The sequence below is a fragment of the Mycolicibacterium helvum genome (assembly GCF_010731895.1).
Lineage (GTDB): Bacteria > Actinomycetota > Actinomycetes > Mycobacteriales > Mycobacteriaceae > Mycobacterium > Mycobacterium helvum.
In genome coordinates this window covers 3,179,642-3,193,212 of record NZ_AP022596.1, presented here as the reverse complement: position 1 = coordinate 3,193,212, position 13,571 = coordinate 3,179,642, and the positions used below count along the sequence as shown (strand labels likewise).

Here is a 13,571-nt window from a genome sequence, read left to right as displayed (position 1 = left end):
CGCCGGATCCGTCACGCCCAAACTCCTCGTTTATAGCCGCAGTTCCACACTTCGGTGATCCTGCCATCGACCACACGGAAGATCTCCATACTGCCGATGGTCGTTTCCATGCCATCCTTGAGCGTCATCGGCGACTGGTAAACGATCGCGACATGCTCACCGTCGTCGCCGGCCACGACCAGGCTCAGGTCGAACCGGATCTCGTCAAACATCTCCAGGTGATCGACCACGCGCTGGACGGCCTCGTCATGGGTCAGCACCACAGATTCGCCGACCTCATGGCGAATCACGTTGTCGCCCAGCAGCTCCTCGGCCAGCACGACGTCCCGATCGTTCCAGACCACCAGGTTGTACAACTCTACGACCTCACGCGCGGTGCAGCTCATCAGAACACCTCCACCGCGTTGATGTCGGCGATCGTGGCCACGGCCCGGTCGGTGAGCGTCAGGCAGAGGTCCCGTGACCGTTGTGGGAGTGCGCCCCAGCCGATCAAGATGATGACGGGCAGCAGCATGAGGAAACCGGCTGCCAGCCGGTAGTGTCGCCATGTAGCAGCATGGACCGCTCGGGTCAGGCCGGCGAGCGCGGTGGCGGCGTGCTCGGTAAACCGCGCCGCGAAGCGCGCGACGGGTTCAGGCACAGGTACCGCCGAGTGCGTACGGTAAATGTCCCACCCCGGCTCGAAGGCAGGCACCAGCAGATCGCGGACCGCGGGCATGTCGAAGCGCGGAAACACTTGCAGCGCTGCGGTGGTCGACGCTTGCACCGACCAGGCATGCAGACCGGCCAGTTGCCCGATACACAGCCGGGCGCGCTCGAGCGACAACCCAGCAAGGTGGTCGGCGTTGTCCCACTCCCGCAAGTCCTCCAGCACCAGCACAAAGTCGGCCGAGTCGTCAGCCATCCGCGCGGCGTAGACATGCGGTGCGTCCATCGGGGCACGCCCGGCGATATCGCGATAGAAGGCGAGTTCGCGCCGGTATCCGCCGAGCAACTCCATCGCGCCGCGGGCTTGCGACTGTGCGGCCAGCTTGGCGATCACCGTCGCGGGTAGGCCAGGGCTGCCGGTCAGGTGCAAGCGATAGAGCAGCGACGAGAACCCGCTGTCCTGAGCGATCTGCTCGGCCATGACGGCAGTCACTGTGGCGTCGTCCGGAATGGTCGGGTCCGACCGCAGTGCGTCGGTGAGCCACGCCGAGTCGACGGCGTCGATGCCGGACGGCACCGCTGCCGTGGCTGAAGTCACCCTTGCAAGATAGTTGTCGTGTGTTTAATATGCAAGGGTGCCCTCTCCCGCACGCGGTTTGACGCAACCTGAACGGGTCGAGACTTCCCGACGCCGACTGATGGAGGCTGCCGCCGAGCTGATCGTCGAGAAGGGTTGGGAGGCAACCACGGCTGCCGAGATCGGCCGCCGAGCGGGCTACAGCCGCACGATGGTGCATGCCCGCTTCGGCGGCAAGGAGGCCATCCTCGAGGACTTCCTCCAGGAGTACGTCGGGCGGCTCAACCCGAACCCCAACCCCCAGGCGACGGGCATGGACCAGGTGCTGGCCCATATCGACCGCATCCGCGACCTCTACGCCCATGACCCCGACGTGCTGCGCGCCATGTTCGTCTCCACCTTCGAGTCCATGAAGACGACCTCGCCGTTGCGCGAACGGGTCAGCGACCAGCTGACCGGCGGGATCGCCAATGTCGCGGATGGCTTGCGAAAAGGCCAGCGGGACAATTCTGTTCGCCAGGGCATCGATCTGGGCCGAGCGGTCAGCGATATCACCGCGGTGTTCTTCGGCATCGCCTTCCTGTGGATCGCGCTTCCCACCGGCTTCGATCTGGACACCGAGCTGACGCACGCACGCGATCGGATTCTGCGGGACTACGGCGCCTGAGTCAGCGCAGCCAGGAAACGTTCGGTCTGCGTCTGTACGGCACCCGAGAACAGATGCCCGACGTGCCCGCCGTCGTGCCAGTACAACTCGCCGCCCCACCGGTCGTGCATCGCCAGTGCGCACTGCCGGTACGCCATCTGGTCATGCCAGGCACCGACGATCAGCCGCCGGTCCGCCGGCGGTAGCGGCTCGATGGCCAACGGGTCGATCACCGACGTCAACTCCATCACGATGTCGGATGCCATTGCCGCGCCGACGATATCGGCCGCCGGACCCCACCGGTGCAGATGCCGGGCGATCATCCCGTTGAGGCCGAGGATCGGCGTATACAGGGCGACGGCGTCGACCCGGTCGTCCAGTCCCGCCACCAATGCCGCAACCGCGCTGCCCAGCGACAGCCCGGACAACGCGATCGTCGTCGCGTCGGGCTCGATCCAGCTGAGCACCGCCCGGACCTCCGAGACAGCCCGGACCATCCCGGCGACGTTGGCGACCGGATCAGTCCCCGGATAGGCCGGCCACCGATCGCGGCGGGGCCCATGCCCCGGCTGGACCGGCAGGGCGACGTTGAAGCCGAGTTTGTGATGGATGCGGCCGACCCTGGCGACCAGAATGTCCGACATCCCACCCTGACCCGCGCCATGTACCCATACCAGCCATGGCCGCGGGCCGTCCTCGTGGCGGAACAGCACCACCTCGGCGCAGGCCGGCCCCTCGTGTCCTTCGGCCAGCGCCGGAACCAACCGAGGGTCATGGTCGTAGCTCATCCGCTCGTAGGAGAGCACACCGGCGTTGATCGGCCGGATCCTCTTCACCTGCAACGGCTCCGGGTCACGATGCACGCCGGCCACGCCGAGGGCCGCCAACTCCGCCGCCACCCCGGCGTACTCCTCGACCGGCCGGTCGAGCTGCGGCGGCGAGGACATCAACGTCATCCCGGTGACCACCAGCTCGTCGAGCGCGACCTCGGCGACCTGCCGCATCCCGCGCCCGGACAGCGGATTCCAGCCTGCCTCGCCCTGCAGCGCAGCCACCGATCGCGGCAACAGACCACCGAGCTGGGTGACCAGACGGTACGGATGTGCGCTCAGTCGCATCGTCCTCACGCCAGCTTGAAGCCGACGTAGCCGCCGTCGGCGATCTCTTCGCAGCGCCGACGGCATTCGGGGATACCCGCCGTGTAGCCCATGTACATCCGTTTCTTGCCGGGAACGTTCGCGCCGTTGTACCACGAATTACAGCTCGGGTGTACCAGGACCGTGGCCGCCACAAGGGAGGTGGTGTGTTCGATCCACTCCTGCTGTGCGGCCCGCAATGCCTCGATGGTGCGATAGCCGCCCGCTCTCAGATACGCGATGCAGTCGCCGATCCATTCGATGTGTTGCTCCAGCGCGGTGACGAAGTTGGTCGCCGCCGACGGGCTGCCCGGCCCCTGGACGGTGAACAGATTGGGGAACCCGGCGACCGCGAGCCCTAGGTAGGAGACCGGCCCCTCGCTAGCCCACACGTCGCGCAGTAAGGCACCGCCCCGGCCCCGAACGTCGATGCGGGTGAGCGCGCCGGTCATCGCGTCGAACCCCGTGGCGTAGATGATGGCGTCGAGGTCGTAGTGCCGCATGGGAGTGTCGATGCCGTTCGCGGTGATCGCCCGGATCGGCTCCCTGCGAAGATCGACCAGGGTGACGTTGTCACGGTTATAGGTCTGGTAGTAGCCCTGGTCGATGATCGGGCGCTTGCAGCCGAAGGGATGGCTCGGCACCAATGCCGCAGCGGTTTCGGGATCGGTGACGATCCGGGCGATCGCCTCGCCGTACAACGTGGTGGCCATCCGGTTGGCCTCGATATCGAAGAAGATGTCGCCCCAGTTGAGCGCTCCCATCACGCCGTGCTCCTCGACGGCGCGCAGCTGTTCCTCCCGGGTGGCCGCCTTGATGGGCGGGCTGCCGAGCATGTCAATAAGGACCGAGAACGCCGACAACCGGGCCGCACCGACCGGGTGCTGGCGCTGAGCCTCGCGGATCTCGACGTAGTTCGCCTTCATCTCGTCGAGCTCGCCGGGTGCGAACGGTCGCACCTCCCACGGCAGGGTGAACGCGGGCGAGCGCTGGAAGACGAAGAGCTGGTGGGCTTCCCGGGCGATCACCGGAATCATCTGCACACCGGTCGAGCCAGTCCCGATGACGCCGACCCGCTTACCGGTCAGGTCGAACCCGCCCTCGGGCCATCGGCTGGTGAACAGCGACTCCCCCGCGAAGGTCCCCATGCCGTCAATGTCGGGTTCCAGCGGAACCGACAGGATGCCCGAGGCCGCGACGACAAACGGCGCGACGAACGTCTCGCCGGTGGCGGTCTGCAGCGTCCAGGTCGCGCTGTCCTCGTCGAAGGTCATCGCGGTGACGTCGTTGTTGAACCGGATATTGCGGAGCAGGTCGAGCCGATCGGCGACGAAGTTCAGGTATGCCTCGATCTCCGGCTGGGCCGGCATGGTCTCGGTCCAGACCCATTCCTGCTGGATCTCGTCGGAGAAGCTGTAGGAGTATTCGATGCTCTCGATATCACAGCGGGCGCCCGGATAGCGGTTGAACAGCCAAGTGCCGCCTACCTTTTCGGCCTTCTCCAGCACCTGGACCCGCATCCCGAGCTGCCGCAGCCGGTACAGCAGGTAGAGACCGGAGAATCCGGCCCCGATCACGATCACGTCAGCACTGTCCATCCACGGGCCCTTCTCTTCCTCGCACGGCGGATGTTACTGTAACTCTTACAGTAAAGAACTAGCAGGGGGACCCGTGGGAAGCCAGACCCAGGACACCGGCGCCGCTGCGCCGCCGCTGGCAGCCGACTACCTGCGCGATCCCTACCCCTTCTTCGCCGAGATGCGCGGCGGAACAGGGATCTTCCGGGGCACGGTCATCGACCATTCCACAACCCCCGAATCACTTCGGCCCAAGAATGAGTACGCCGCGGTGTCCTTCGACGCCGTCAACACGGTGTTCCGTGACGGCAAGGTGTTCAACTCCAAGATTTACGACTCGACCATCGGCTTGTTCATCGGCCCGAGCATCCTCGGCATGGAAGGTAAGGCGCATTGGGAGCATCGCAACCTGGTGTCGGCCGCGTTCAAGTCGAAATCACTGTCCCGGTGGGAACCCGAGATCGTGCGGCCCATCGTCGACGGGTTGATCGACGAGTTCATCGACGCCGGTGAAGTCGACCTGGTCCGGGAGTTCACCTTCGAGTTCCCCACCCGTGTGATTACCCGCCTGCTGGGGCTACCTGAGGAGGATCTGCCCACCTTCCGCCGCCGGGCGGTCCAGCTGATCAGCTATGCGGTCAACTACGAGAAGGCATTTGAGGCCTCGGCGGCCCTCAAGGAGTACTTCCTCGAACAGATCGACAGGCGCCGGTCGGTGCCCACCGACGATGTCATCGGCGATCTGGTGACCGCGGAGATCGACGGCGAGAAGCTCACCGACGAGGCCATCTATTCGTTCCTTCGGCTCCTGCTGCCCGCCGGCCTGGAGACCACCTACCGGTCTTCGGGCAATCTGCTCTACCTGTTGCTCACTCACCCCGAACAGCTGGCCGCGGTGCGGGCCGACCGTGACCTGATCCGTCCCGCGATCGAAGAAGGTCTGCGCTACGAGACGCCGCTGACCACGGTGCAACGGTTCGCCAGCGAAGACAGCGAGCTGGCAGGTGTTGCGATACCGGCCGGTTCGGTGGTCGACGTGTGCATCGGCTCGGCCAACCGCGACGAACGACGATGGGACAAGCCGGAGGAGTTCGACATTTTCCGCAAGCACGTGCCGCACATCTCGTTCGCCGCGGGTGAGCACACCTGCATGGGCCTGCACCTGGCCCGCATGGAGACCCGGGTCGCCGTGGAGTCGTTGTTGGATCGGCTGACGAACATCAGGCTGCGGACCGACGACGACCCGCACATCCACGGCCAGCCGTTCCGGTCACCGACATCGTTGCCGGTGACCTTCGACCCCGTCCGCTAGACGGTCACCCTTACTCATCCCCTCCAGGGCTTGGCGTTGGCGACGACGATGTCGAGTGGCCCATCTCCTCGACCGCCTCGGCGATCGTGTCCCATACCGCACCGCGCTCGCGGACGTCGCAGATCGCGCGGGGTCCCTTTCGAGGCGGGAGGTCAGGATGTGCGCGGAGCGCGGAACGCGACGGTCTTGGTTTCCAAGTACTGGCCGAAACCCTCGATGCCGCACTGGCGCCCGACACCGCTGTTCTTGTAGCCCCCGAACGGCGCGTCGGCCCCGTAGAACATTCCGCCATTGACGCCGATCGAGCCGGTCCGGATCCGGCGGGCAACCGACACGCCCCGCTCAAGCGACCCCGACAACACCGCACCGGCCAGCCCGTAGGCGCTGTCGTTGGCGATGCGGACGGCGTCATCGTCGTCGCGGAACGGCAGCACCACGAGGACGGGGCCGAAGACCTCCTGCTGGGCGATCGCGGAGCGACTGTGGACGCCGACGATCACCGTGGGCGCCACGAAATGCCCGCCGGCCAGGTAGTCCGGCAGGCCCTCGACGCCTCCGCCGCCGATCAGGATGTCGGCGCCGTCGCGGCGGGCTTGATCGCATGCTTCGAGCACCCGCCGCTTCTGCTTGGCGCTGACGACTGGGCCGACGAGTGTTCCCGGCAACGCCGGATCACCCACCGGCACAGCCTGATAGGCCGCGGTAATGGCCGACAACGCATCGGGGTAGAGCGATTCGTGGATCACCAGCCGGGTGGTCAGCGCACAGGCCTGCCCGGCGTGCACACACACCCCGACCGCACCGCCGATGATGTGGGCCGGGTTCGCGTCGTCGAGCACGATCAGCGCGGACTTGCCGCCGAGTTCTAGGAAGGTGCGCTTCATGGTGTCGGCGCCGTCGCGCATCAGTTGTTTGCCTACCGCGGTAGAGCCGGTGAACGACACCATGTCCACCCGGGGGTCGGTGGCCAACAGCCCGGCCACCTCGTTGGACGGGGTGGGTACGACGCCCAGGACGCCGGGCGGGATGTCGGTGTGCTCGGCGACGAGTCGGCCGATCCGGGTGGCGTTCCACGGGGTGTTGGGGTCCGGCTTGAGGATGACAGTGTTACCGGTCGCCAGCGCGGGACCGAGTTTATTGAGGATGACTTCGACCGGGTAGTTCGACGGGGTGATGGCGGCGACCACGCCGACCGGCTCCTTGACGACGGTGCGCACATTGCGCTCGCCGAACAACCCGCCACCGTCCAGCATTCGCTCCCAGTCGAATTCGTCGATCAGCCGACTCGGATAGCGCAGCGATTCCGCCAACGGCCAATCCAGCTGGGCGTCGCCGGTCGACATCACCGGGCAGCCGACTTCGGCGACCAGTTCTTCACGCAGGTCTTCTTTTTCGGCTTCCAGCGCGTCTTGCAGCTGAGCCAGGCCGCGCCTGCGCAGCTCGCGATTGGTGGACCAGTCGGTCTCGTCGAACGCCCTCCTGGCCGCGGCGATGGCACGGTCCATGTCGGCGGGCCCGGCGGCGGAGGTCACTCCGAGCAGCCGGCCGGTAGCCGGGCTGAGATTGTCGAACTCGGCGCCGTCGGCGGCCCCGGACAGTTTTCCGTCGATGAGCATTCGGGTCTCGGCCCGCTGCCCAGCGCGCAACCCCACCTCGACGCTCGTCGCACCTTGCTCGCCCACTACGGGCACCACCTTCTTGTTCCAGGAAACTCAACGGTAATGGTTACAGTACTATTCTGTAGTGGCGTTGGACCGATTCCCCGGCTCGCGGCGGCCGGGGCATGAGAATGTGGATACCACCGCTCACGAAAGGGGCCTGACGTGATCAAGGTGATGGACGGCATCCGGGTCTTGGAGGTCGCACAGTTCACGTTCGTCCCGGCGGCCGGCGCCATCCTGGCCGACTGGGGCGCCGACGTCATCAAGGTCGAGCACCCGGTGCGCGGCGACACCCAGCGCGGGTTCATCAACATGGGCGGCTTCCAGCTCGATCCCAACCGTCACCCGCTGATCGAGCATCCCAACCGCGGCAAGCGCAGCGTCGGCATCGATGTGTCCACGCCCGACGGCCAGGAGGTGCTCTACGAAATCGCGAAGACGGCCGACGTCTTTCTGACCAATTACCTGCCTGCGCAGCGTCAGAAGAACAAGTTCGACGTCGAGCACATTCGGGCGGCGAACCCGAACATCATCTACGCGCGCGGCAGTGCCTACGGCGACAAGGGGCCCGAGCGGCTGGTCGGCGGCTTCGACGGAACCGCGTTCTGGACGCGCAGCGGCGTTGGTCACGCCTTGACTCCCGAAGGGCTCGGCGGCGCGCTGCCGCAGGGTATCCCGGCGTTCGGCGACTCGATCGGCGGGATGAACATCGCCGGCGGTATCTCCGCGGCGCTGCTGCACCGGGAGCGGACGGGCGAGGCGGTGGAGATCGACGTGTCGCTGTTGAGCACCGCCTGGTGGGCGGCGGGCGCCAGCGTCACCCAAGGTATGGAGACCGGGGAAACCATGCGGTCGCTGATGCCCGGCACCACGACATCGGTGAACCCGTTCATGGCCAACTACTTGACCTCCGACGGCGGCACCATCAACCTGTGCATCGTCAGCCCGACCGGCTACATCCGCGACACCTGGGAGCATCTCGGTTTGCCCGAGCTCGCCGACGACCCGCGGTTCTCCGATGTGCTGCCGCTGATCCAGAATGCCGAAGCGGGTGTGCAACTCATCACCGAGGCGATCGCCAGTAAGCCGTTCGACTATTGGCGCCAGCACCTCAAGACGATGAAGGGCCAGTGGGCGCCGTTCCAGAGTCTGGTCGATCTCGCCAGCGATGAGCAGGCCATCGCCAACGACATGATCGTCGAGGTGGAGGCCGCCGACGGCGGGGCGCCGTTCAAGGTGGTTCGCGGGCCGGTGCAGTTCAATCATGAACCGCTGGAGACCACCCGCGCGCCGCAGGCCAGCGAGCACACCGAGATCGTGCTGATGGAGATCGGCATCGACTGGGACCGCATCGAGGCGCTCAAGGAGTCGGGCGCGATCGCCTAACCGGGCACCCGCTCGATGCGGACCGGGACGCCCGTCAGCCAGGCCATCCCAGACAGCGCCTCCACGTCTTCGGGTGCGCTGGACGTCAGCCGGTTGACGTTGGACCCGCCGGCGCGATTGGCCAGTTTCCACGTGCCGGTGCCGGTGTGCCCCCACCCATGCGGGACGGCGATCACGCCGGCCATCAGGTCCTTGGTCGTCATCACCTCGACGGTGATCTCGCCGTACGGGGACGACACCCGCACCACATCACCGTCAGCGATGCCCGATTTGGCCGCATCATCGACTCCGATGAGCGCCCGGTGCCCTCGCTCGCCCCGCATCAGCAGCGGAGAATTGTGCATCCACGAGTTCTCCGAACGCGGCTCGCGCATGCCGATCATCCGCAACGGATAGCCCTCGGGATGGCAGGCGCGGGTGAGCTTGTCGACTTCGGCGGCGATACCTGCGTGGGTCAGCCGGATCCGCCGGGACAGGTAGGCCACCGCATTGCGCAGCGCACCGGTGCGGATATTCGGCGCCACGACGACACCGTGCGGATGGTCCTCGGTCAGCCGGCGATGCGTCAGTCCCCCACGCCGCAATCCGAACAGGTCACCGCCCTGTGACATTCGGATCAGGGCATCGATCATCATCCGCGGCTTGAGCGCTACCCCGAAGCGGTCCAACGCCTTTCGCACGGTGCCCAGTGCGGCGAACGCGCGAACATTGGGCGCCAGCCGGACGGTGAGGTCTTCAACGATGTCCCACTCCGAACGGGCCTCACCCGCCGGTGCGACCACCGCCTCGGTGGCCTGCCGGAACGGCGTGGCCTGGAAGGCCTGGAAGGTGTACGGGAAGTCGTCGCGTTCGTACATCGTGGTCACCGGCAGGATGTAATCGCACCGGCCCGTCGTCTCGGTGACGTAGAAGTCCAGTGCCACAGACAGTTCCAGGGACTCGAAGGCTGCCTCGAGTTCGTCGCCGTTGGGCACTGACAGCACCGGGTTGCCCGCCGAGACGAACATCGCCCTGATCTGCCGGTCGCCCGGCGTCATGATCTCCTTGGCCATCAGCGCGGCCGGCTCCATCGCGACGGCGATGGGGATCCCGCCGATCCGGGAACGGTTGCGATACGAGCGGCGCATCGCAAGCCCCATCATCGTGGCCTGCCAGCGGCCGCCGACGGTCTCCATCGAGCTGAACACCGACCCGCCGGGGACATCGAGGTTGCCCGCGACGAGATTCACCGCGTCGATCAGGTAGGTGGTGAGGGTGCCGTACCGGCCGACGCAGGTACCGAGCCTGCCGTAGACGGCCGCCCGCGGTTCGCGCACCAGATCCCGTGCGAGTGAGGAGACACTGTCAGCGTCGATGCCGGTGTGGGCCGCGGTGAGCTCCGGGGTGAACGGCGCGCACAGCGACTGTAGCCATTCGATGCCGTCGGCCTGAGCCGTCACCCGCGCGACGTCGACGAGGCCCTCGGCGAACATCACCTGCAGTAGCGACAGCAGCAGGAAGGAGTCGGCGTCGGGCACGATGCCGAGCCACTCGAACGCCGCCGCCGTCTCGGTGCGGCGTGGATCGACGACCACGACACGCCCGCCCCGTTTGACGATATCGTGCATACGGTCCTTGATCCGCGGCGCAGTCAGGAAACTGCCATGGGAGACAACGGGATTAGCTCCCATCATGACCAGGAGATCGGTGCGCGTCAGATCGGGGATCGGCACCGAGGTCGGCGCCCCGTACAGCAATTGGCTGGCGATCAGCCTGCTGTTGGTGTCCTGCGACGACGCCGTGAAGTAGTGGCCGTCGCGGCCGAGGCCTTTGATGAACATCAACGCCGCGAAGGTGTGCGCATAGCTGAAGGCACCCGGGTTGCCCATGTACCAACCGACCGCGCCCGACCCGTGGGCCTCCAGAACCTGGGTCAACCGGCCGGCGATATCGGAGAGTGCCTCATCCCAGCTCACCGGCTCGTACCCGGAGGCTGTTTTGCGAAGCGGCGTGGTGACCCGATCCGGATCGTTCTGGACTTCGGTGAAGGCGATGCCCTTCTGGCAGGCGAAACCGGCCGACAGCGGGTGGTCCTTGTCCGGGCGCAGGGCCGTCAGGCGGCCGTCCTCGACGGTGGCCACCATGCCGCACAGCGGCTCGCAGATCCGGCAGAACGTGGTCTTGTGCTCGATGGTGGACGCCACACTAGCCACGATACTGTAAGTGTTACAGTTTGAACCCGTCTCCGGCGGATCCCCCGAGAGGAAGACCATCGATGAACGATGTCGCCATCATCGGCGTGGGCCTGCACCCGTTCGGCCGGTTCGAAGGCAAGTCCGCGATGGCGATGGGAGTCGACGCCATCTTTGCCGCCGTCGCCGACGCCGGCCTGGAATGGCAGGACATCCAGTTCGCCACCGGCGGCAGCTGGACGGTCGCCAACCCCGACGCCATTGTCGCCATGGCGGGCCTGACCGGGATCCCGTTCACCAATGTGTTCAACGCGTGCGCGACGGCCGCCAGCGCGGCCAAGGCCTGTGCCGACGGAATCCGGCTGGGCGACTACGATATCGGCATCGCGATCGGCCTGGACAAGCACCCGCGTGGCGCGTTCACCGAGGATCCCGCCCTGGTGGGCATGCCGCGCTGGTACGCCGAGAACGGCCAATACCTCACCACCCAGTTCTTCGGCATGAAGGCCAACCGCTACCTGCACGATCACGGCATCTCCGAGGAGACGCTGGCGCGGGTGGCCAACAAGAACTTCCGCAACGGTGTGCTCAACCCGAATGCGTTTCGCCGCAGGGAGATTTCCATCGAGGAGATCATGGCGTCGCCGGTGCTGAACTACCCGCTGCGGCAGTACATGTTCTGCGCGCCCGACGAAGGTGCCGCAGCGGTCATCATGTGCCGCGCGGAGATCGCGCACCGCTACACGTCCAAGCCGGTCTATCTCAAGGCCGTCGAGGTCCGCACCCGCCGCTACGGCGCCTATGAGGTCAACACGACGTTCGCCCCGGTCACCGAGGACGTTGCGCCCACCGTTCATGCCGCCCGGGCCGCGTTCGAAAAGGCAGGTGTCTCACCACAAGACGTCGACGTCATCCAGCTGCAGGACACCGACGCCGGGGCAGAGATCATCCATATGGCCGAGTGCGGGTTCTGCCCCGACGGCGACCAGGAGCGGCTACTGGCCGACGGGGAGACCGAGATCAACGGCTCCATGCCGATCAACACCGACGGCGGCCTGATCGCCAACGGCGAGCCGATCGGCGCGTCCGGGCTTCGGCAGATCCACGAGATCGTCCGTCAGCTGCGCGGCCAGGCCGGTGAACGCCAGGTGCCCGGCGAACCGAAGGTCGGCTTCACCCAGCTCTACGGCGCGCCCGGCACTGCCGCCGCGACGATCCTGACCCGCTAGCAAGGCACATCGCGCAGCTGTACGGAGGTCACGACACCTTGTTCACCGGCGGAGCGTAGGCCGGCTTGCCCAGCCCCAGGAAGTACTGCGCGATCATGTTGCGGAACACCTCCAGGGTTCCGCCGTAGATACCCGACAGCGGCGCGAAGCGGTACACGTACTCCGATGCCCCGTCGTCGCCCGCGCCGTCGGTGCCCACCGGGAGCGTTGCGGCAGCGCCCAGTACGTCCATCAAGTCCGGGCCGATGTCCCGCATCGTCTGCGCGATCGCCACTCGGCCGAAGATGCTCGGCGCGCTCAGCGCCGCCTCCACCCGTGCCGCACTGCGGCCCAGTCGATAGGCCACCGCACCGTCGTCGACCGGACGCTTGCCGCTCGTGTCGGGCCGGCCGACGGTGGCGGCGACCTTGTCCACGGCGGTGGCCATGAAGTTGGCCTGGTGCATCATGATCGACACGTCGGCCAGGCCGTCGGCGGCCGCGGCCACCGCGCCGTGCTCGACGTTGAGCGGTTCCCGCAGCACCGTCCAGCCACCGTGGACCTCGCCCAGGCGGTACTTGTCGTCGACGCGCACGTCGCTGTAGTAGACGATGTTGGTGCGGTCACCGTCGACCGTGCGGACGCCCTGGATCTCGATGCCCGGTGAATCCAGGGGTACGAGAAACATGGTGAGGCTCTTGTGTTTCTGGGCGTCCGGGTCGGTGTTGGTCAGCAGGAAGACGTACTGGCAGTTGTGCGCGCCGGTGGTGAACATCTTCGATCCATTAATGATCCAGCCGTCCCCGTCGCGCACCGCGCGGGTTTTGCAGGTGGCCACATCGGAGCCGCCCTCGGGCTCGGTGTAGCCCAGGCACAGCCGCACGTGCCCGCTGAACACCCGGGGCAGCACCTCTGCTTTGAGCTCCTCCGAGCCGAAGCTCTCGACCGAGCGGGCCACCATCGAGGTGGTGCCCCAGGTGACCCACGGCACGTGGAACCGCCGCTTCTCCAGCTCCCAGATGCGGCGACGAACCCGGCTGAAGCCACCCTGGGCCTCCGGCTTCCACTCGGCCTCGAGGTACCCGGCCGCACCCAGTGCCAGGTGCACGCCCTCGTGGAAGTTGTCGCCGGTCTCCCGGTCGTGCTGGATCACCTCGTCGGTGATGTGCGTCTTCAGGAAGCTACGGACCTCGCCGAGGAACTCCTGGTCCTCGGCGGCGAGCTCGACCTGTGCGAAGTCCATGGTGAT

Annotated in this window: 11 protein-coding genes; 4 read left to right on the top strand and 7 right to left on the bottom strand. The window is 66.6% G+C overall.

What is annotated here, in order from left to right; translation table 11 throughout:
• Window positions 1–11 precede the first annotated feature (11 nt).
• Both G6N38_RS15020 and G6N38_RS15015 read right to left on the bottom strand, forming a co-directional pair.
• A complete protein-coding gene (locus G6N38_RS15020; protein WP_163748717.1) occupies window positions 12–386 on the bottom strand; it encodes a nuclear transport factor 2 family protein in 375 nt (124 codons plus the stop codon).
• Window positions 386–1,246 (bottom strand): protein kinase family protein, encoded by an 861-nt coding sequence (locus G6N38_RS15015; protein WP_163748714.1) that lies wholly within the window; start codon window positions 1,244–1,246, stop codon window positions 386–388. Before G6N38_RS15015 ends, G6N38_RS15020 begins: the two co-directional genes overlap by 1 nt.
• Before the next feature lie 37 nt (window positions 1,247–1,283).
• Between G6N38_RS15015 and G6N38_RS15010 the strand changes: the two genes are divergently transcribed.
• Complete coding sequence (locus G6N38_RS15010; RefSeq protein WP_170314167.1) at window positions 1,284–1,892, top strand: TetR/AcrR family transcriptional regulator; 609 nt, start codon at window positions 1,284–1,286, stop codon at window positions 1,890–1,892.
• Here G6N38_RS15010 and G6N38_RS15005 read toward each other — a convergent pair.
• Entirely contained in the window at window positions 1,880–2,989 is a 1,110-nt protein-coding gene (locus G6N38_RS15005) for an alpha/beta hydrolase family protein (RefSeq protein WP_163748712.1), read from the bottom strand. The two genes, G6N38_RS15010 and G6N38_RS15005, sit on opposite strands and share 13 nt — an antisense overlap.
• A 5-nt stretch (window positions 2,990–2,994) precedes the next feature.
• Window positions 2,995–4,605 carry a flavin-containing monooxygenase gene (locus G6N38_RS15000; RefSeq protein ID WP_163748710.1) on the bottom strand — a complete coding sequence of 537 codons (1,611 nt, stop codon included), beginning with the start codon at window positions 4,603–4,605 and terminating at the stop codon, window positions 2,995–2,997.
• Window positions 4,606–4,678: 73 nt separating this feature from the next.
• On the opposite strand from G6N38_RS15000, the gene G6N38_RS14995 reads away from it, so the two are divergent.
• Window positions 4,679–5,896 carry a cytochrome P450 gene (locus G6N38_RS14995; protein ID WP_246227938.1) on the top strand — a complete coding sequence of 406 codons (1,218 nt, stop codon included), beginning with the start codon at window positions 4,679–4,681 and terminating at the stop codon, window positions 5,894–5,896.
• Window positions 5,897–6,048: 152 nt separating this feature from the next.
• Here G6N38_RS14995 and G6N38_RS14990 read toward each other — a convergent pair whose 3' ends face one another.
• Entirely contained in the window at window positions 6,049–7,512 is a 1,464-nt protein-coding gene (locus G6N38_RS14990) for an aldehyde dehydrogenase family protein (protein ID WP_407662990.1), read from the bottom strand.
• Window positions 7,513–7,731: 219 nt separating this feature from the next.
• Between G6N38_RS14990 and G6N38_RS14985 the strand changes: the two genes are divergently transcribed.
• Entirely contained in the window at window positions 7,732–8,943 is a 1,212-nt protein-coding gene (locus G6N38_RS14985) for a CaiB/BaiF CoA transferase family protein (RefSeq protein WP_163752023.1), read from the top strand.
• On the opposite strand, the gene G6N38_RS14980 is transcribed toward G6N38_RS14985, so the two are convergent.
• On the bottom strand, window positions 8,940–11,126 hold the full coding sequence (locus G6N38_RS14980) for a molybdopterin-containing oxidoreductase family protein (protein WP_163748706.1): 2,187 nt from the start codon (window positions 11,124–11,126) through the stop codon (window positions 8,940–8,942). The genes G6N38_RS14985 and G6N38_RS14980 overlap by 4 nt on opposite strands.
• A 71-nt stretch (window positions 11,127–11,197) precedes the next feature.
• Between G6N38_RS14980 and G6N38_RS14975 the strand changes: the two genes are divergently transcribed.
• Complete coding sequence (locus tag G6N38_RS14975; protein WP_163748704.1) at window positions 11,198–12,343, top strand: thiolase family protein; 1,146 nt, start codon at window positions 11,198–11,200, stop codon at window positions 12,341–12,343.
• A gap of 28 nt (window positions 12,344–12,371) precedes the next feature.
• Here G6N38_RS14975 and G6N38_RS14970 read toward each other — a convergent pair whose 3' ends face one another.
• On the bottom strand, window positions 12,372–13,565 hold the full coding sequence (locus G6N38_RS14970; protein WP_163748703.1) for an acyl-CoA dehydrogenase family protein: 1,194 nt from the start codon (window positions 13,563–13,565) through the stop codon (window positions 12,372–12,374).
• Between the last annotated feature and the right edge of the window lie 6 nt (window positions 13,566–13,571).

Coding starts and splice junctions, on each gene's coding strand:
- G6N38_RS15020 (WP_163748717.1), bottom strand. CDS start 386: ATGAGCTGCACCGCGCGTGAGGTCGTAGAGTTGTACAACCTGGTGGTC.
- G6N38_RS15005 (WP_163748712.1), bottom strand. CDS start 2,989: ATGCGACTGAGCGCACATCCGTACCGTCTGGTCACCCAGCTCGGTGGT.
- G6N38_RS14990 (WP_407662990.1), bottom strand. CDS start 7,512: ATGCTCATCGACGGAAAACTGTCCGGGGCCGCCGACGGCGCCGAGTTC.
- G6N38_RS14985 (WP_163752023.1), top strand. CDS start 7,732: ATGGACGGCATCCGGGTCTTGGAGGTCGCACAGTTCACGTTCGTCCCG.
- G6N38_RS15000 (WP_163748710.1), bottom strand. CDS start 4,605: ATGGACAGTGCTGACGTGATCGTGATCGGGGCCGGATTCTCCGGTCTC.
- G6N38_RS14970 (WP_163748703.1), bottom strand. CDS start 13,565: ATGGACTTCGCACAGGTCGAGCTCGCCGCCGAGGACCAGGAGTTCCTC.
- G6N38_RS14975 (WP_163748704.1), top strand. CDS start 11,198: ATGAACGATGTCGCCATCATCGGCGTGGGCCTGCACCCGTTCGGCCGG.